The following is a 20,443-nucleotide window of genomic DNA, read 5'->3' on the forward strand; positions in this document are numbered from 1 at the left end:
GTCATGGTCTTTACCTCTTTCATATTCAGTTTTATAATTTATCACATTTTTATTAAATAAAACAAGTGTGCATATTAGATATCGTACGCTTATCTAATTTACACACTTTATTTTACACTCCCTAAAAACTTGTCGTGTCCTTCTTTGGCTCTTCTTAGAGCCTTTTCGTCATGCTTTTTTCGTTTTCTCTCATTTCCACTTAAATTATGCAAGTTCCTAATAGATAAAAAAATGGTATAGAATATCATCATATGATTTCCTATACCATCCTTTTTATATTATTTTCGCAAGAAAGCGTAACGCATTCCCTAGTGCAATCATCGCAACATTGATTTCATCTAACTCTTTATCCATTTCTTTTAGTAACGCTTGTGTAAACGACGCATCATTCAAATTTTTTACATGTATTTCATCGTATCCTTCATAGAAATCCATATAATCAAGACCCAGACAGATACGATCCCTTCCTATGACATCTCCAATATACTTCATATGTTCGATCATATGCTTCATATCCTGTTTTTCTTTATCTTCGTGAACAAAGAAAGGTGCACTAACAATTCCTATAATCCCTTGATGTTCTTGAATCGCCTTCATTTGATCTTTGTATAAATTGCGAGGATGTTCGCATAAATCTCTTGCATTTGAGTGAGTAGCTAGTACAACTGCATTTTTATATTGCATAATATCCCAAAATGTTTTCTCATTGGCATGAGATACATCAATAGCCATATTCAATTCCATCATTTTTTCAATGACTTCTCTCCCCATTTCGCTAAGTCCATGTTCTTTGTTTCCTCGTACACCACTTGCTAATGCATTTTCATCATTCCAACATAAGGATGCAATACGTACGCCTTGTTGGTACAACCATTCTACCTTTATAGCAGCATCCTCTCGTATTCCACACATTCCTTCGACAGTAATGATTGCCTTTATGTGTCCATTGTCGAGAAGTAGCGTATCTTTATCAAGTATTAAATCTACATCCTCACAACTTGCGATTTCTTCTTTTAAAGCAAGGATCATTTCTTGCATATCTTGCCAAGATTCTTCTCCTTCAAAATTACAGGCCATACAAAGAAAGCTTACGCCTCCTTTTCTTAATTTATCTACATGAAATCTTTTTAGGATATCTCCATGATATCCTTGTTTTCTTTTTTGCATGACATCATACCCAATATCTGCATGCATATCGAATACTTCCATTTTTTTCACACTCCTATATATTCTATACTATATGAAAACACCTGTACTTGGTACAGATGTTATGCTTCATAAATAATATCAAAAAACTTCATTTCACGTTCACCACTCATACCACTATCGTATGCTTGATCTTGTAGTTCCTCGCACAACGTAGTTGTAGGTGCACCATATTCGATACAACCATATGCTTTTTCAATCACACAAAGAGCAATATCTGCGGCTTCTTCAAACAATTCCATAAACGATGCATTACTTGAGATATGATCATCACAAGGATGAAACCAAAGAGTATGATGTTCATTTAAAATATCAAATCGATCATCAATCTTACGTTTCACAACATTTCCGGAGATTGCCCAAGGTTTACGCAATATCGTTTCCACACTCTTCAATGCATAATACTTAATATGTTTTGGATCGTATAACATCTTTTGAATATCTTGCCAAGAATCTAATGCATTACGCAATTCATTTACTTTCACTTCCGTATGATATACCTTCTTTGCGACTGGTACATAAATACGAGCGATTGCCTTTAACATATCTTCATCATAAGCACACATCTCATGACTTCTGAATTCTGTAATATCAATGCCTTTTAATTTATCTAGCATCATGGTGTCCATCATGGATTCAAATCGATGATGATACCCTGCACTCAAACCTTTACAGTTTCCCGTACGATAGAAAACATAGGGATGTGTAGTTTTGTCAAGTGCCCAGTGGCATAGATGACCAAATAAATACGCCATCATAGTTTCTTTCGTAACTTCATCTTGTTGTTGTTTTACACACTCTATTGCCGTGTTATAAAATTCATTGATCAAGCTTGCATGCATTTGACTACCTAATCGATTCAATTTATGAGAGCGATGAGCATGCCATGGCTTACTATTGGAAAAGAATAAAAAATCTGGTCCATTACATCCTATATAGAAAATCTGTGGATGTTGTTCAATAATTCTTTTGATATCTTGTTTACGTAATTGTGTAAACACACGTTCTGCGAATAATTTATGCGTGATAATATTTGGCATATTGCTCACTCCTTTATCAACATGTTTATTATACCACATCGATGGATTTCTATCGTAGCATTTTTCTTACAAATTTCTACCTCCATAGGCATTCATACCATGCCATTTTACCCAACTCACATACCGTAATGTAGGGGGTGATCGTATCGCAACTGGATTCTTACAGATAAAGACAACCATTACAAGTGAAGCTTTTCCTATTGGTGAAGTGTATCTTCGTATCTTTCAAAAGAAGAATGGTTGTCTAGACTATGAAGATTTTTTTATGAGCGATAAGACTGGGATGAGTATGGACATTGCACTCTTTGTACCTGCATCTTGTGATGCCTTAACAGAAGGTGCAAAGGAAGCTTATGCAACGTATCATTTAGAGGTGCGTAAGCTTGGATTTAGAACACAAAGAATCGAAGGTATTCAAGTTTTTGCGAACTTACATTCTACCATATCTATCCCTATGATTCCTTGCGAACAAAATTTGTTTCATGAGGACTATGTTTCTATAATCCCTATGCATCAATTACAAACTTCGCAAAGTGAATGTAGAGCCAGTTCACCTTCCATGGAACTACAAGGAGGAAAGACCATCATGTTACGTGAAGTCATCATCCCAACAAATATTACCGTTCATTTAGGAAGACCTACTAGTAACGCTGAAAACCTGACGGTACCATTTATATACTATTTGAAAAATGTAGCAAGTTCAGAAGTTTATCCTACCTGGCCGTATGAAGCACTGAAAGCCAACATCTGGGCACAAATTTCATTGGTGTTAAATCGAGTATTTACTGAATGGTATCCAAGTCAGGGCTACAATTTCGATATTACCAACTCGACTGCTTATGACCAGGCATTCGTAAAGAATCGTAATATTTATGACAATATTTCTGCGATTGTTGATGAAGTATTTAATGAATACTTGCAGAAAAGAAACTTTCAAGAACCATTCTATGCGGAATATTGTGATGGAAAAATCGCGCAATGTCCTGGCATGAAACAATGGGGTACCTTAGACCTTGCGAATCGTGGATATGATGCATTGCGCATTTTACGTTATTATTATGGAGATCAAGTGCGTATCATATCCAGTAATAATATGCAGGCAATTCAATCGTCTTATCCAGGTACTCCATTACGTCTAGGGGATCGAGGTCCTGTGGTATCACAACTACAAGCCCAATTGAATGGCATCGCCATCAACTATCCTAATATCAAACCTATTTTTCCAGTGAACGGTATCTTTACTCCCACCATGGAAGCAGCTGTGCGTGTATTTCAAAGACAATTCAATCTTACCGTAGATGGTATTGTAGGAAGAGCCACATATTACAAAATAAGCTTTGTTTATGTAGCTGTAAGAAAGTTAGCGGAATTAGGTTCTTTGGGACATTTAGCAAACTTATACAGTGGTGAGTGGCAAGGAAGCGTATTACGTGTTGGAAATCGTGGCGTAGAAACGCAACTCATGCAATACTACCTTTCTTCTATTTCTTTATTCTATCCTGAGATTCCAGCGGTATCCATCGATGGTAGATTTGGAAGAACTACAGAAAATGCAGTGCTTGCCTTCCAAAGAAGATTTGGGCTTACTGCCGATGGACTTGTTGGACAAGCTACTTGGGAGAGAATTTATGAAATATACACATCTATAGAGAATCAGATACCAAATACGAATACACCCCCTTACCCTGGAACACCTTTGCAACTTGGAAGTGTAGGAGATAGCGTTCTTGCTTTACAGAATGCTTTGATTACCATCAACAAACAATACCCTAGTATTCCTCTTGTAGTAGCGGATGGAATCTTTGGCTCACGTACAGAAGATGGCGTACGTGAATATCAAAGTCTCTTTAATTTAGGAGTGGATGGAATTGTAGGTCCTTCTACATGGGATAGCATATTTAAAACTGCCCAGCAAATAGAAAATGGAAGTAATTCTTCATTGACTTCCATAACAGATTTACAAAATCAACTACAAAGTGTTGCGAGCGTGTATCCTGCCATGCCTAGTGTATCCCTCACAAACACCTATGATGAACAAACAAGAAATGCAATAAAAGCATTTCAACGCATGATGGGCTTACCTGTTCATGGGGAAAGTGATGAACTTACACAGGATGTATTATCACAAATTAGCGAAGAATTATAAAAGAGGCATTCAAATTGCCTCTTCTTTAGTTGAAAATCTGTTGTATCAATGCCCAAAATGTTGGTGCCAACAAAACCGTAAGAATCCCTGTAACCCCAATAGCTAAGGAACTCATAGCCCCTTCAATCTTCCCCATACTAATCGCTTTTGTCGTACCGATTGCATGTGCACTAGCCCCTAATGCAATACCTCTTGCAATCGGATGTTTGATGCGAAATAAACGAAATACAAAATCAGACATCACCGCTCCTATGATTCCAGTAATCAAGATTGTCAATACAGTGATAGCAGGAATCCCTCCTAATTCTGCACTTAATTCAATCCCAATCGGAGTCGTAATTGATTTTGGCATCAAACTTGCCGCAATACTCGCATCAAAATGAAATAAATATGCACACAGTGAAGTACTCAATAATCCACTAATCACACCCGCAACAATCCCTATCATAATAGGAAAAAAATAATTCTTTAAACTATGCAAGTGTTGATACAGCGGAACTGCCAGTACCACTGTCGCAGGTCCTAGAAATAGATTGATCATATCTCCCCCTATTTGATATGTTTTCAAATCTATACCCGTACATAATAAACTAATAATAATCAATATAATCGCAACCAATAATGGATTTAAAATCACTAGCTTTGTTTTCTTTTGTATATACAACCCAATTTCAAACGCAACGAGCGATAACAAGATTCCGAACATGGGCGATTGTAGCCATGCATCCATCATTTTGTTTTCTTCTCCATAAAGTGTTGTAGACTCCAACCACTAATCCCCATTGTAAGAAAGGTTGTAATTATACACAACAATAAAATCCAAATCCAATTCTTTGCAATGATGGGAAACACAGAAATCAACACCACCCCCGCAGGAATGAAGAAGAATGGAAGATGTCCCAACAAAAAATCAGATACACTACTAATGTATTCTAACTTCACCACACGAAAACGTAACAATACGACCAATACTACCATACCAATCAGACTTCCTGGTATCACTAAATCAAACACTTTGGCACAAAACTCTCCGATATAATACACTCCAAATACAATAATAAGCTCTCTAAAAATCTTCATTTACTTCACCTGTCGCTTTTTCTTAGGATATGCCTTTGCATTCCCTTGATTCACTTTCCCATAAGGTTTGTGTTGGAAAGAGTTTCCAGATTTATGAAATGGAATCAAACACTTTGGTCCATTCCCTATCAAATCCATTCGTCCCGCTTCTTTTAATGCTTTATGAACCAAATCATAATTCTTTGGATATGTAAATTGCATAAGTGCCCTTTGCATTGCTTTTTCTTCATATGTTTTTGCGACATACACAGGCTTCATTGTTTTTGGATCCAATCCCGTATAATACATACAGGTTGCTGGTGTACCTGGAGTTGGATAGAAATCTTGTACTTGTTTTGGTGTGTAGTGAATCTTTTTTAAGTAACAAGCAAGTTCAATTGCCGCATGTAAATCGGAACCTGGATGAGAACTCATCAAATAAGGCACAATAAATTGATTCATCTGGAATTCTTCATTCTTTGCCTTAAACTTTTCAACAAATTTTAAATATAATTCTTTTCTAGGTTTTCCCATTTTATCCAATACAGCAGGACTAATATGTTCAGGTGCCACCTTTAATTGTCCACTGATATGATGTTTTACAAGTTCATCGAAGAACTCATCGCTTTTATCATACATCAAATAATCATAACGAATGCCTGAGCGAATAAATACTTTCTTAATATTAGGAAGCTCTCGTATTGCACGTAAAATATCTAAGTAACGAGAATGATCTACTTTCATATTATCACAAGGTTTCGGAAATAAGCATTCTTTGTTTTTACACGCTCCATATTCACGTTGTTTATCACATGCTTCGCGAGAGAAATTGGCAGTAGGACCACCAACATCATGAATATATCCTTTAAAATTCGGCATTTCTGTAATCCGTTTAGCTTCTTCTACGATATTATCTTTACTACGCGTGGAAATCACACGACCTTGATGATGCGTAATCGCACAAAATGCGCAAGAACCAAAGCATCCTCGATTGCTTACAATGGAGAACTGCACCTCTTCAATAGCAGGTATGTATTTATATTTTGGATGAAACGTTCTCTCATATGGTAAGGAGTATGTAAAATCCATTTCTTCTTGTGACAAAGGCAATGGAGGTTGATTTTGAATAACATACCATCCATCATAAGGCTCTACTAACACATGCGCTGCTATCGCATCTATATTCTCATGCTGAACATGAAAGCTTTTTGCATATGTCTTTTTATCCTTCACTACTTCATCAAAACTTGGTAACATGATATGCTCCCCAAGATATTCTATCGACTTACTCTTCCAAACAGTTCCACGAAGATAACAAATATCCTTTGCTTCTAAACCACCATTTAAGGCATCCGCAAGTTCTACAATGCTATTTTCTCCCATCCCATACAATAACAAATCTGCTTGAGAATCAATAAGAATAGAACGTCGTACTTTATCATCCCAATAATCATAATGAGAAAGTCTTCTGAGACTTGCCTCAATCCCTCCAATGATAACTGCCTTATGCGGAAATAAACGCTTCAAAATCTGTGTATACACAATTGTAGCACGATCTGGTCGTTTTCCCATAACCCCTTCATCACTATAATAATCACTATCTCTTCTACGCTTTCCAACGGAGTAATGATTTACCATGGAATCAATATTACCAGAAGAAACCAAAAATCCTAAACGTGGTTCACCAAATTGTAAAAATTCTTCATCATTATGCCAATCAGGTTGTGCTAAAATGGCGCAAGTATACCCATATGCTTGTAAAACACGTGTAATGATTGCACACCCAAAAGATGGATGATCCACATAAGCATCCCCACATACATATACAAAGTCAAAATACTCATACCCCTGTTCAATCATCTCTTCTCGTGTTGTTGGTAAAAATGCCATATACATCACTCCTGTTCTGTTTTACTATAGTACCATACTTTTTCATTTTGTCTATTCACTATATGATTTATTTGTACTAATACATTAATTATATCTTAGAATTTGTTTTCCTTATATCCTTTTTGAACTTTGATAGAACAATTTCCTTAAAACAACAAAGAAAACATAAGATAAAAGTTGCCGTTTTTCGCAAGTGTGAATATCAATAGATAGCATTAAGCAGTATAAAACAATACTATATTTATAGAAAACCATAAGAAAAATAGGAGTATATCCAAGTAGTTAAACCTGGGTTCCCCCTATTGTTCTCAATCAGAATCAAATATAGTAATCTAAATGATTTTTAAGATAATAAAAATCAGGTTACTCCAATGTAGTAAAGTCAACAATATTTACTTTGTATTTACCATCAGACTTTTGCAGTTTCATTTCAATAATATCTTCTTCATTATATTTCTCAGATCCGTTCTCATAAGCTATATTACCAATAAGAGTAAACCTGTCATCTTTATCAAATGATGTGAAGGCTTGAACATGGGAATCTCCCCATGAGTTGTCTGTCCCAATGACCGTATGATTTTTAACAATTCCTACATTTACAATAGCAGATAAATTTTTATTAACATTTTCATCTTCATCAAGGAACAAATAAGCAGTATACACAACATCATATTGTTTTGGTGTGATATGTTCTATAACTATTTTCAAAGACTCTTTGTTCTCGCTGATTGCACACTCCTTAACTGTAACCTCAGTAGATTTTTCAATTTTAGAACAGCCAACTAAAAGCATGATGGATAGCAATAAAAATAATGTTTTTTTCATATTTTACCCTCTTTCTACCCTTAAATTTGAGCGACTTATGGAGATCATAATTCGTTTTTCATGAACTCTCCTTATATATATATTATCATTCTAAATACGCAAAAGCAAAATAATCTTTTACAGTATTAAAGATAGATTCAAAGATGATTGTTCACGTATAACGATACATCACATTCCCAGCTATTCTCAATATTCTTTACGATTTCAACATCTATATTTCTTTTCGTATCTTCCATATGAATAAACTGTTTTCTTTGGCTAGAAGTTTTCAATACAAATATCCATGATGGACCTTACCCCTAGTTGTATGCCCTGCGTGACACAAAGGAAAAATGACAGCGTACACACTGTCATTTAAGAAGTTAGAGGTTTGGTTGTAAAGTTTCAAGGAAGAATAACGGGAAAGGAACCCATCTCTCTAATTGTTAGTTTTATCTAACTTCTCTTAAAGTATATACAAAAAGTTAGCCCTTGTCAACTTATTTTAACAACTTTTTCTTTCGAAAGAACCAAATACATGCAACGATAATGCATACGGATAAAACTATCACCGTAATATAACCATATTGCCACTGCAATTCTGGCATAAATTTAAAGTTCATACCATACCACCCTACAATCAAGGTAAGTGGTAAAAAGATAGTCGTCACAACTGTAAAAATATACATAATACGATTCATATTTATATCCATTTGTGATTGACATGCTTCTCGTATTTGTAACATATAGTCCTTTAACATATGCACATTTCCATTTAAACGTGTAATGCGATCTGCCAAAATACGCAAGTGATGAATTTCTTGATTCACAAAGAAGTTGTTTTCATCTTGCAAGAGTTCTTCACAAACATCTGTCAATTGTTCATAGTAATGCGTTAAAAACAATAAATCATTACGAATAAACCTTGTTTTCTGATTGAATCCATCCGTTATATTATTTATGATTTCCTCATCCAAATCAGCTAGTTTATTTTCAATGTCTTCTAACATCTTTAAATTTCCCGCAATGACACAGTTCATTACTGCACTCACGATATGCTCCAAACAATATGTTTTCGCATTCATCTTATCCACTGCATCATATAAGGTCTTTTCGTATTCTTCATCATCACAGACTACCAACACCAAGTGTTCCGTTACATAAAATGCAATTTTGATTTTTTGAAACCCTTGTTCACTTGGGCGCAACACATGTAATAGTCCAAAATCATATCCATAATACGAATCCATTTTATGAATCGTATGAGAAGAACGCAAGTATTCTTGTAGTGTATTCACAGAAAACTGAAATTGTTTCACAAACAATTCCAATTCAGTTCCTTTACAAATTCCAAACACCAAATCATTTTCTTTTACATCTTCATAGGCAATTTCTTGTAGTCCTTGCGAAAAGTTATAAAACATCCAGACACCTCCCTTTTATTTTGAAGCAAGTTCTTTTAATGCATGATATACAATATATTCTGCATACGTATCCATAGAACAATACTGGGTAAGTTGTTCATAGATTTCCTTCTTTTCTTCTGGATTTGCTTCATGATATTGACGCCACTTATCTACCGCATCCATGCCATAGGAAATCGCAAGATCTTGATAGGTATAATCTGAATAAATAGATACCAATGTTTTCAAAGAATATCCACCTTGCATTCTTAAATCATATACATTCCCAGTAGAAAATGGCAATGATAAATCCACCATTCTTAACCACACTTGTTTTAATTCTTCTTCATATTGTGGGAATTGTTGTGCCAATTGTACCAATCGTAGTTTTTCTGCACCTTCCATATTAAACACAAGAATGCTTCCATTCTTTGGCACATTCGCCAACAAATCTTTTATAAATTCTTCTCTACAATCACCTTCTCCAATAAACCCATGATGTTGTAGTTCTTCCTCTTGAGCATGTTCCACATGTAAACTATATTGAAAAGTCAATACATCATATGGCTTCATTCCAGTATAAGGAGGAAAAGCATATGTTTCCCATTCAAAGTCCAAATACGAAATCGGATATGTAATATGATCCTTTATCCAACATTGTAAAGCTTTTCTATCAACATATTCTCCACCAAGTTTGGCAGCCATAATTTGTGCATATTGATGACGTGTTCCTTCAATCCGTTCCACATCAACATCTTTCAAATCATCTATTCCTTCTTCTTTCATCGTAAACTTATGCGCGGATTGTACAAGATGAAGAATAGACGTATCTTCCACATCTTCATAAAAACAATCTTCATAAAAAGAACATTTCAACCCTCTTGTACAGTTGGGTGTACGTTCATAAGCAATCTCATCCATAGATTCACATGCAATCAACGCATCAATTACTTCATCTATATCACGTTTACATTCATCCACAAGCTCATAAATACTTGTATGTGCTTTATTTTTATTATTAAACAAACGTTGATTAACAACAAGCAATTCTTTTACATCCAAATCCTCTTCACGTACATAATTAGCATTCAAATGAATCGCAAGCACTTGATCTACATGAACATCTAATTTTTCTAATACACTTAACGTATCCGCAATGTATTGTGCTTCCTTTTCTTTTGGAAAACAACTACGATACGTCATATACATGGTAACAACGCCTGCCTCTTGTACTAACACAGGAGCTTTCACACGTAAATCACGATACACAAAACGAGCATTTACTAATGTTTTCTTTTCATGAAAAGCATCCAAAGCAAGACTACCTTCATCTCCAACTTTACCAACAAAAGCATCTTGAATCATCAAAAACTCACGTACTAAATCACTCATATTTTCATTATAGTTGATGAATGGCACAAAATCCTTACGTTCTTTTCTAGAAAGCCAGAAAAAACGAGGACAACGTTCCATTTTTTTTATATCTGACAAATGGTACATACTGTTCACTTCTCTTTCTTATGTAGAATTATAACAGAGAATGACTAGAATTAGAATAAGCCTCTCCCATATCTTTTATTATTTGTAGCATTTTCAATTTCAAATGCTCTGGAGACAACAATGTCACATCTGCACCTAAAGATAATAAAAATGCAATACACTCTATCTCCCCTTCCATGATGGTTGTAAAATGTAACGTATCTTCATCCATCCATTCCATCTTAGGATCAATTCCTATTCTTTTCTCCGCAATACGTCTTGCACGTTCTCTATAAATATACATATCCAGTTCAAACACTTCATCTTTCACCAAACCACTCTCCCCAATATGATTTTTTAATTTGAAATCCATATCCCTTTGAAACGGAATATTTAACATCACAACTTCTTTCATTCGCTCTTCACTAAATTTAAAGGTTCGATAATCTTTCGCTTTCAAAGAATACCCAATGCAATAATAGCTCCCTTTATAATTCAATATCTCATAAGGCATTACCTGTACCTTTTGGACTTCCTTAGAACGCAATGAGCGATACCCCAGCTCTAATCTTAATCCGCTTTTGATGGCTTGTTCACACTCCCCAATGGCTTTTCTCATACGCTCTGTAATAGGTTCTACATCATATTCCATATAAATATCTCTATCTTTTGTATTAGATACAAGATTTGCCTGTACTTTATCCATCGCTTTTTCAAACTCTTGTCGCATCAAAAAATCATGATGACTTTGAATAAATAAGCGCGCCTCTTGAAGTGCTCTTACTTCATATGGAGTAAAACTATGCACAGGTAAAAGGGTACCTCGATGTAGAGTGTACCCACCAAATTTACCAGTTGTACTATCTATGTGATAGCCTGCCTCTTCTAATTCTTTTTTATACTCTGCTATATTCCTGACATTGCATTGAAGTTCTTGCGCTAATTCACTTCTACTCATAAAGCCCCTAGCTTTCAACAACAATAACATTTGAATACAAGAAGCACTTCTTGACATACTTATCCTACCTTTCATTCATATACATAATCAAGTGGACAGTAACGAGATGGATAAGGACCAAATACTTTCTTCACTTTTTCAGCTTTCGGTACAATTCCTAAGAATGCAAGTGGAAACACCATTTCCCCAATCCCGCGATCCAAAGCAAATCCTAAAGCTTCCTCTACCTGTGTAGCCCCAGCTTCGATTAGAGTCATCACCATTTCTTTGTTACAAGTAAAGACCGCATGCAACAAAATTGGATACCCATTAAAAATCCAATTTGGATCTGCCCCTGCCTCCAATACAATCGTTGCTAGTTCTACATTCTCATCCCATACTGCATTTAATAATTGTTTTGCTAATGTTCTTTCGTTTATCATATAAATTACCTCTCATTTCTCTTCTTGTCTATATGATAAACCCTATTGTTACATTATACATGTAATAATATAAATATTATATCACTTTTTTCTCTAACAAAATAAAAAAACCAGAATTTCTCTGGTTAGTCTGTCATATCGTTTGTTGTGTTGTTTTCTGTGGATGAACCTGTACCATTCATATCTTCATTTGCATTACTTCCATGAACGCCTGTTGGTTGATAATTTGGGAAGGCTTTTTGTAAATCTGCAGTATTAGCAGTTGTGTCATACAACAATAAATAATCACCATTTACTTGTGCACCATACTCCTGTTCCTTACCATCTACCTTCACTTTTACTTTTCCATTATTTTTAGCTTCATCCATGACCTTTTTCATACTTTCATCATCAGACTTCACACGATACAAATATGCTGTCTTATCATTCATCATGAAAGACCTACCTTCATAAGCAGCAAAATCCATATTCTCAATTGCTTGCATATTATTATAGGCAATACCCTTAGTAGTGAAATAGTTCATCACATTATCAATACTATCCTCAGTTGTGGTCTTTGCCTTATCAGCAGCCTTCTTTGTATCATCTGCCGCTTTCTCGGTGGATTTATTCACCTTATTCATATCTTCTTTTGCAGTATCGTTCATACTACACCCTGCTAATAGTCCTGCCATCAAACATAGACAGCCAAATTTTTTTAGATAACTTTTCATGTTTATATCCTCCTGTCAAACATATTATGAACAACTACCAAGTGCTTTATACCAACATTTGCAACAATATCGAACCAGCTATTTCATCTACTAACTGCTCTCTAGTGGCAATACGATAGATTGCGGATACAAAAAGTGAAGAAGACGTATTCTTTTCACAATAGTTTTCCATCATTCGTATGTAAAGTTTCATAGAACGCTCACTAACGATATCTTGCCAATTTCTCTTTATGAATTGAAATAGCATACGATAATTTTCATTCATCACTTCTTCACGAAGATAACGTTCTGCCAGTTGATAAAAATCCATACGATCGATATCCTTATGCTCACTAAACAAGTACTCATAATACGTATAATCTGCTAAGGAATGTAAATAGAACAAATATTTATAATACTTCCATTCCTCATAAAAACATGCATTATTAGGCTCTAACAAACATTGTATCTTACAAGCTGAAATATTCTTATCTTTTACTTCTAACATCACATCCACATCAAAAGGTACTTGCGCAAGAAATGAAAAAAACACATTACTAGTAACATGTTGTGCATGCGCACCCAATCGCTTCCCTACTGCCTGTTCACTATAATGAACCTTTTGTACACCATCCTCCTTCTTCCATGTATCACGTACCAACGTTAACCATTCACCTATACTTTTATATTCTTCAGGAGGTAGTATCTCATGGTGCAAATTATCAAACACGACTGGTATATGTGTATATGAAGATATTTTTAAAACATCTTCAACAGTATAATAACGATCATCATTTTCGATAACCAATCGTCTTTGTATATGTTCTGGAAGTGTACGATACACATCTATAAAACGTTGCATAGCGCAATCTTTATCATTATAAATCCCACCAATATGCAATACCATTTTATGTGAAGAATCTAATCCCATCATATCTAAGATACTGCAGTGGTATTCTAAATCTAATTTAGAGCGTTCTATAATCTCCACATTTAACGCATTCAATATGGTATATTGCCCTGGATGAGAGGAAACCCGCATCCCCTTCTCCTTTACAAAATTGCCAATCTCCTCCAATTCCTTTCGATATATACTTTGCCAAGGTAACGTATTCACTGGACTAGAACCAAACGGTATGATATCCGATGATAATCGATACATCATAATGTTATGTGCTGCATTAAACGCCAAAATACGTCGCAATGCTTGTAAATTATGAGATATGATTTCTTGTAGTTTCTCTTCTGTAATATATTTTAAAGTACAAGTTCTTTGACGTGATTGTTCATCCCCTAAAAATATACATGCATATCCAATCTTCATACAGACCACTCCTTTTCTTCTAGTATGGATTCTTTTTATTTTTATCATGCATGCATTAGGATTACCTACATTCACAATATTCATTCGCATATGGTAAAGAGGGGTGAATTTATGGATGACATAGTATTGCAATCCGAAATGGGAATTACAGGACCAACGGGTCCTACAGGTCCTACTGGACCAACTGGTCCGACAGGTCCTAGAGGAGATACTGGTCCAAATGGTGCCACTGGTATCACTGGACCTAAAGGTAATACAGGAGCTACTGGAGCCAACGGAGCAACTGGTATCTCAGGAGCGACGGGTCCAACTGGTGCTAATGGTGCCACTGGTCCTACTGGGGCTCGTGGAGATACTGGTCCAAATGGTGCCTCTGGTATCACTGGACCTAAAGGTAATACAGGAGCTACTGGAGCCAACGGAGCGACTGGTATTTCAGGAGCAACAGGTCCTACTGGCGCTAATGGTGCCACTGGTCCTACTGGGGCTCGTGGAGATACTGGTCCAAATGGTGCCACTGGTATTACTGGACCTAAAGGTAACACAGGTGCAACAGGAGCCAACGGAGCAACTGGTGCTAATGGTATTACTGGACCAACAGGTCCTACTGGAAACACTGGAGCTAATGGCGCTGATGGTGTGACTGGACCAACTGGTCCTACTGGAAACACTGGAGCTAATGGCGCTGATGGCGCGACTGGACCAACAGGCCCTACTGGAAACACTGGAGCAAACGGTGCAGATGGTGTGACTGGACCAACAGGTCCTACTGGAAACACTGGAGCTAATGGCGCTGATGGTGTGACTGGACCAACTGGTCCTACTGGTAACACTGGAGCAAATGGCGCTGATGGTGTGACTGGACCAACAGGTCCTACTGGTAATACAGGAGCTAATGGCGCTGATGGTGCGACTGGACCAACAGGCCCTACCGGAAACACTGGAGCAAACGGTGCAGATGGTGTGACTGGACCTACAGGTCCTACTGGAAACACAGGAGCTAATGGCGCTGATGGTGTAACTGGACCAACAGGTCCTACTGGTAACACAGGAGCCACTGGTGCAGATGGTGCAACAGGACCAACAGGTCCTACTGGTAACACAGGAGCCACTGGTGCAGATGGTGCAACAGGACCAACAGGTCCTACTGGAAACACTGGAGCAAATGGTACAGATGGAGCGACTGGTCCAACTGGTAACACAGGAGCTACTGGAGCAGATGGTGCAACCGGTCCTACAGGTCCTACTGGAAACACAGGAATTGATGGTGTTGATGGTGCAACCGGACCTACTGGCGCAACCGGAGCGACTGGTATAGATGGAGCAACTGGTCCAACAGGTGCAACTGGAAATACTGGAGCTGATGGAGCAACTGGTCCAACAGGTGCTACAGGAAATACTGGAGCAGATGGTGAAGTAGGCCCTACTGGAGCTACTGGAAATACTGGTGCAACTGGTACTACTGGTAATACAGGCCCTGCTGGTGCAACTGGAAATACAGGTGCAGATGGGGCAACTGGACCTACTGGTGCTACCGGAAATACTGGAGCAGATGGAGAAGTAGGTCCTACAGGCCCTACTGGAAACACAGGAGCTAATGGCGCAACAGGTGTCGCTGGTCCTACTGGTGCTAATGGGGCAACTGGTCCTACAGGCCCTACTGGAAACACAGGGGCTAATGGCGCAACAGGTGTCGCTGGTCCTACTGGTGCTAATGGGGCAACTGGTCCTACAGGTCCTACAGGTCCTCAAGGAGAAGAAGGTGCTGCCGCAATCATTCCTTTCTCTTCAGGATTGCCAATTACAGTAACAACTATTGCTGGTGGTTTAGTAGGAACTCCTGCATTTGTAGGTTTTGGTTCTAGTGCGGCTGGAATAAGTATTGTAGGTGGAGTTATTGACTTAACCAATGCAGCAGGAACACTTACCAACTTTGCATTCTCTATGCCTAGAGCAGGTACGATTACTGGTATAAGTGCATTCTTCAGTACAACTGCTGCCTTGAGTCTTGTTGGTTCTAACGTTACTATCACTGCAACACTTTATAGATCAACAACACCAAACAACAGTTTTACAGCAGTTCCAGGGGCAACCTTGAATCTGTCTCCAACATTGACTGGAATCTTAGCTATTGGGACAATCACATCTGGTACACTCACTGGCTTAAATATCAATGTTACTAATCAGACACGCTTACTCTTAGTATTTACTGCGACTGCAACAGGCTTAACTTTAATAAATTCAGTTGTTGGTTATGCAAGTGCAGGTATTGCGATATCTTAGTATTTTAATAAACAAATAAGAAAGATACGTATTAGGTGATACAAAGCCTACGTATCTTTCTTTATTTTTATAGTTTATTTCTCAAATGGTTCTTTTGTGTTAGCTAGATATGGTATAATTCTAATAACGAATATAGGGGGATGTAGAATAGGAGTCAACGTACTATGAAACAAACCCTCATTCCAAAACCAGAGATTTCATTGCAGACAAAATTTCATAAAGGAAAAAGTGATTCATTAAGAATCTTATCCTATAGCAATGATGAGCTAAGAGTCTTTTTACAAGAACAAATGAATGAACATCCCTACCTACAAGTGCAGGGTTTTCAAGTCGAACAAGATAGTGATGCATATTTAGAATATGATCATAGCAAACGCTCTTTGTATGATGAAGTGATGGAACAAGTACATCTTTATAATGGCAAAATTGATGAAGAATTATGCGAGTATTTACTCTCTCAATTGGATAGCAATGGGTATTTTAGAGTAAAAAAAGATCAGCTCTATCATCATTCTCCTTATCATAAAGCACAAATACAAGCACATCTGAATATTTTACATACGTTTGAACCAGTTGGGATCTTTGCCTTTGATTTAAAGGATTGTCTTCAAATCCAATGTAAAAACAGTGAGGAAGCAGATGCACAGATTGCATACACATTGTGTAATTACTTAGAAGATTTAGCCCTTCGTAGATGGCAACATATCGCAGAAGAGACACATTTATGTAAGGAAGAGTTGGAAAGAGGATTCCATTTTATTCAGACATGCAATCCAAAACCAGCTGCCAATTATTCCATAGAAACCATCTTTGTGAATCCAGAGTTTAAAATTGATGTTGTAGATGAAACTGTAAATATCCAATTGTTAAACGATGATTTATCACTTTCTTTTCAAATGGATGAATCTATGAAAGAAAGTAAAGAACTTACCTCTTTTATGAGACAACAACGCGCACTTGTGAAGAATCTACAACAAAGTATTCAAAAAAGAAATATGACGCTTTTACAGATTATGCAATATATCTGTGATGTACAACATGACTTTTTCCTAAATCATGGACCATTACAGCATTTAACACTAGCGATGATTGCCCAAAATTGTGGACTACATGTTTCTACCATTTCAAGAGCTATTGCGAATAAGTCTTTTGAATTTGAGAACAAATATTATACGTTAAAGAAAATGTTGGCAAATGGTGGAAGTGAACAAAGTGTAAAAGAAGAAATAAAGAAACGTTTATTAGTATTGATTGATGAAGAAGATAAGCATCATCCCTATAGTGATGAAGATTTAAGAAAATTGTTAGAGAATGAAGGAATTCTCATTTCTAGAAGAGCAGTTAGTAAGTATCGTGAAGCTTGTTTCATCTTTAATTCTAGTAAACGAAGGATTACATAAAAAGTATACGATAAAAAGAACACGCATTTGATAGTGAGTAAGACCACGTTTTCATAATAAAACGATGGATTATGAGTACTATGCACTGGGTGTTCTTTTTTTGTTACATCGCTTCCCTTTTTATGCATTTACTTCATTTTTTCTTATTCTTCATTAAGCTTGCAAGAATGCCACCAAATACCGTTGTACCCGCAAGTAGCACTCCTTGTACAAACGAAGTAAATACTGCCATCATAAATAAAGAACGCGTCGATACATCTACATTCGCAAATGTATACAGCGTTGATAAAATGATGGATATCAATAACAAATACCATGGTATCTTTTTACTATCCATATGACTGTTGTCCATCATCTTTGCGATAATGTATAACACTGGAGTAATGATCAATAATTCACTTTTTATATAGGAATTCATAAGTTGTAGAAAGTCCATGCAAGTCACCCCCGTTTTATGGTATGTTGTGGATTCATTCTTTCTTGTTTGTCAGCCTAATTGCCATATTTAGATGTGTTATGGCATAGAATGAATTGGGTGATTGTATGCAATATAGCATTGTTGTAAAACATGTGAGTAAAAGGTATGGGAATCATATCGCAATTGATGATATTTCGTTTCAAGTAAAAAAGGGAGAAATATTTGCTTTTTTAGGTCCTAATGGAGCGGGTAAATCAACGACGATTTCCATTCTTTCTACTTTGCTTTCTTGGGATACAGGGAGTATTGAAATGGAAGGTTATACACTAGGAGTACAAAATCATGCTATACGTAAAGAACTTGGGATTGTGTTTCAAGGGAGTATGTTGGATGAAAGTTTAAGTGTAAAAGAAAACTTACTTTTGCGATGTGGGTTGTATGGTCTTTATGGAAAACATGCGTACGCAAGATTACAAACGCTAATGAAACAATGTCATATAGAATCTTTCCTACATCAAAAAGTACAAGAATTATCTGGTGGGCAACGTCGTAAGGTGGATATTGCTCGTGCACTTATTCCAAAACCTAGTATTCTTATTCTCGATGAACCTAGTACGGGACTTGATCCTGTATCTAGAAAGGAACTATGGGATATGATTCGTGCACTTCACAATGAGGAACACATGACGATTTTTATGACAACGCATTATATGGAAGAAGCTGAAATAGCAGATCACATTACACTCTTACAACATGGGAAAATTGTGGCTGATGGAACAAAGGAAGAACTTCTTCGCTCCATTGAAAAAGAACATCTCTATTTGTATAGCGATGCCTTATCTACGATCGCAAAACAATTGCAGATGAAACGAATTCCATATAAAAAAAAGAATTCCTACATTGATGTGGAAGTCTTAAACTTTTATCATCTCATGTCCATTTTAAGAGGGTGTGAACATAGTATTGATCATATTGAATTGCATAAGGGAACCATGGAGGAACTATATTTGAATATGTTAGAGGAAGATGTTTTATGAGCGTTATCGCAATTTTAATGAAGCGTAATATGATGTTGTTTTTCAAGGATAAAAGTGCACTGTTCTTTTCGTTTATGGCAGTTTTTATTGTACTGTTTTTATACATCTGCTTTCTTGGAGATATGATGATTAAACCACTGAAAGCACCGTTCCCAGATACCGCTCGAGAAATTAGTGATACATGGATTATGGCGGGTACTTTAGGTATTGTTTCTTTGACCACATCTTTAAGTGTCCTTGGTATTGTTATTGAGGATAAACAACATCACATCCTAGATGATTTTCGTATCTCCCCTATTTCTCGTATGCAGATATCAGTTGCATATATTTGTTCTACTATTGTGATTACCTTTCTCATCTCTACTGTAACACTTGGTATCGCGGAGATGTATATTTTAGCGTATGGTGGAAAGCTTTTGGATATTGTGACGTTTATGAAATTGTTTGGAATCATGTTATTATCAATTTTATCTTGTACCTCGATGCTTTATTTTATTATGTCATTTTTTAATAGTGCTTCCTCTTTTAGTAATATTACAACAATCATTGGTACCCTATCTGGTTTTTTGATGGGGATCTATGTTCCCATTGGTTCTTTACCTCATTTTTTACAAGTTATCATCGCCTGGTTTCCACCAAGTCATGGAGCTGCATTATTTCGCAATGTGATGATGGAAGATGTCTTACAAAGATCGTTTCCTACTGGACAAGAAACAGCCTTGTTAGAGTTTAAGAAACAGTTTGGATTAGTCTTTGAATATGGCACACATACAACGACCTTATGGGATAATATGTTTGTTTTAATTGGAATGGGTGTTTTCTTCTTCATTTTGCTTCGTTTACAGAAAAGAGAAAAATAAACCGATGCACATGATAACTTCA

General features: G+C 36.4%; 18 protein-coding genes. 5 read left to right on the plus strand and 13 right to left on the minus strand.

The features are described from left to right. Positions 1-273: 273 nt before the first annotated feature. Entirely contained in the window at positions 274-1,209 is a 936-nt protein-coding gene (locus ACWG0P_RS14670) for a dipeptidase (RefSeq protein ID WP_455802369.1), read from the minus strand. A gap of 59 nt (positions 1,210-1,268) precedes the next feature. After that, complete coding sequence (locus tag ACWG0P_RS14675) at positions 1,269-2,246, minus strand: zinc dependent phospholipase C family protein (protein ID WP_455802370.1); 978 nt, start codon at positions 2,244-2,246, stop codon at positions 1,269-1,271. 265 nt (positions 2,247-2,511) lie between these two features. Here ACWG0P_RS14675 and ACWG0P_RS14680 point away from each other — a divergent pair, with 265 nt between their 5' ends. Continuing rightward, positions 2,512-4,392 (plus strand): peptidoglycan-binding protein, encoded by a 1,881-nt coding sequence (locus tag ACWG0P_RS14680; RefSeq protein WP_455802371.1) that lies wholly within the window; start codon positions 2,512-2,514, stop codon positions 4,390-4,392. A gap of 25 nt (positions 4,393-4,417) precedes the next feature. Here the strand turns inward: ACWG0P_RS14680 and ACWG0P_RS14685 are convergent, their stop codons facing one another. The 10 genes from ACWG0P_RS14685 to uvsE form a co-directional block, all read right to left on the minus strand. Further along, positions 4,418-5,161 (minus strand): LrgB family protein, encoded by a 744-nt coding sequence (locus ACWG0P_RS14685; protein ID WP_455802372.1) that lies wholly within the window; start codon positions 5,159-5,161, stop codon positions 4,418-4,420. Next, the gene (locus ACWG0P_RS14690; RefSeq protein ID WP_455802373.1) at positions 5,122-5,472 is read right to left on the minus strand and encodes a CidA/LrgA family protein; all 351 of its coding nucleotides are present in this window, start codon (positions 5,470-5,472) and stop codon (positions 5,122-5,124) included. Before ACWG0P_RS14690 ends, ACWG0P_RS14685 begins: the two co-directional genes overlap by 40 nt. After that, positions 5,473-7,341: a YgiQ family radical SAM protein gene (locus ACWG0P_RS14695; protein WP_455802374.1), complete on the minus strand. Its 1,869-nt coding sequence runs from the start codon at positions 7,339-7,341 to the stop codon at positions 5,473-5,475. A gap of 363 nt (positions 7,342-7,704) precedes the next feature. Then, entirely contained in the window at positions 7,705-8,166 is a 462-nt protein-coding gene (locus ACWG0P_RS14700) for a hypothetical protein (protein WP_455802375.1), read from the minus strand. 479 nt (positions 8,167-8,645) lie between these two features. Beyond that, positions 8,646-9,569, minus strand: a complete 924-nt coding sequence (locus ACWG0P_RS14705; RefSeq protein ID WP_455802376.1) for a magnesium transporter CorA family protein — start codon at positions 9,567-9,569, stop codon at positions 8,646-8,648. A 15-nt stretch (positions 9,570-9,584) separates the two neighbouring features. Further along, the gene (locus ACWG0P_RS14710; RefSeq protein ID WP_455802377.1) at positions 9,585-11,048 is read right to left on the minus strand and encodes a DUF2779 domain-containing protein; all 1,464 of its coding nucleotides are present in this window, start codon (positions 11,046-11,048) and stop codon (positions 9,585-9,587) included. Positions 11,049-11,076: 28 nt separating this feature from the next. Then, a complete protein-coding gene (locus ACWG0P_RS14715) occupies positions 11,077-12,042 on the minus strand; it encodes a helix-turn-helix transcriptional regulator (RefSeq protein ID WP_455802378.1) in 966 nt (321 codons plus the stop codon). Positions 12,043-12,056: 14 nt separating this feature from the next. Further along, positions 12,057-12,407, minus strand: coding sequence for a hypothetical protein (locus ACWG0P_RS14720; RefSeq protein WP_455793337.1), 351 nt, complete (start codon positions 12,405-12,407; stop codon positions 12,057-12,059). A gap of 125 nt (positions 12,408-12,532) precedes the next feature. Next, the gene (locus ACWG0P_RS14725) at positions 12,533-13,120 is read right to left on the minus strand and encodes a hypothetical protein (RefSeq protein ID WP_455789367.1); all 588 of its coding nucleotides are present in this window, start codon (positions 13,118-13,120) and stop codon (positions 12,533-12,535) included. Positions 13,121-13,166: 46 nt separating this feature from the next. Next, positions 13,167-14,423, minus strand: coding sequence for a UV DNA damage repair endonuclease UvsE (gene uvsE / locus ACWG0P_RS14730; protein WP_455802379.1), 1,257 nt, complete (start codon positions 14,421-14,423; stop codon positions 13,167-13,169). 111 nt (positions 14,424-14,534) lie between these two features. Here uvsE and ACWG0P_RS14735 point away from each other — a divergent pair, with 111 nt between their 5' ends. Together ACWG0P_RS14735 and ACWG0P_RS14740 are read left to right on the plus strand one after the other, a co-directional pair. Beyond that, positions 14,535-16,706: an exosporium glycoprotein BclB-related protein gene (locus ACWG0P_RS14735; RefSeq protein ID WP_455802380.1), complete on the plus strand. Its 2,172-nt coding sequence runs from the start codon at positions 14,535-14,537 to the stop codon at positions 16,704-16,706. Positions 16,707-16,870: 164 nt separating this feature from the next. Next, on the plus strand, positions 16,871-18,106 hold the full coding sequence (locus ACWG0P_RS14740; RefSeq protein ID WP_455789370.1) for an RNA polymerase factor sigma-54: 1,236 nt from the start codon (positions 16,871-16,873) through the stop codon (positions 18,104-18,106). Between the two features lie 133 nt (positions 18,107-18,239). Here the strand turns inward: ACWG0P_RS14740 and ACWG0P_RS14745 are convergent, their stop codons facing one another. Further along, positions 18,240-18,542, minus strand: coding sequence for a phage holin family protein (locus ACWG0P_RS14745; RefSeq protein WP_455802381.1), 303 nt, complete (start codon positions 18,540-18,542; stop codon positions 18,240-18,242). A 107-nt stretch (positions 18,543-18,649) separates the two neighbouring features. Between ACWG0P_RS14745 and ACWG0P_RS14750 the strand changes: the two genes are divergently transcribed. Then, positions 18,650-19,561: an ABC transporter ATP-binding protein gene (locus ACWG0P_RS14750; protein WP_455802382.1), complete on the plus strand. Its 912-nt coding sequence runs from the start codon at positions 18,650-18,652 to the stop codon at positions 19,559-19,561. Next, positions 19,558-20,421, plus strand: coding sequence for an ABC transporter permease (locus tag ACWG0P_RS14755; RefSeq protein ID WP_455802383.1), 864 nt, complete (start codon positions 19,558-19,560; stop codon positions 20,419-20,421). Before ACWG0P_RS14750 ends, ACWG0P_RS14755 begins: the two co-directional genes overlap by 4 nt. Positions 20,422-20,443 lie beyond the last annotated feature (22 nt).

This window comes from Amedibacillus sp. YH-ame6 (assembly GCF_053848845.1).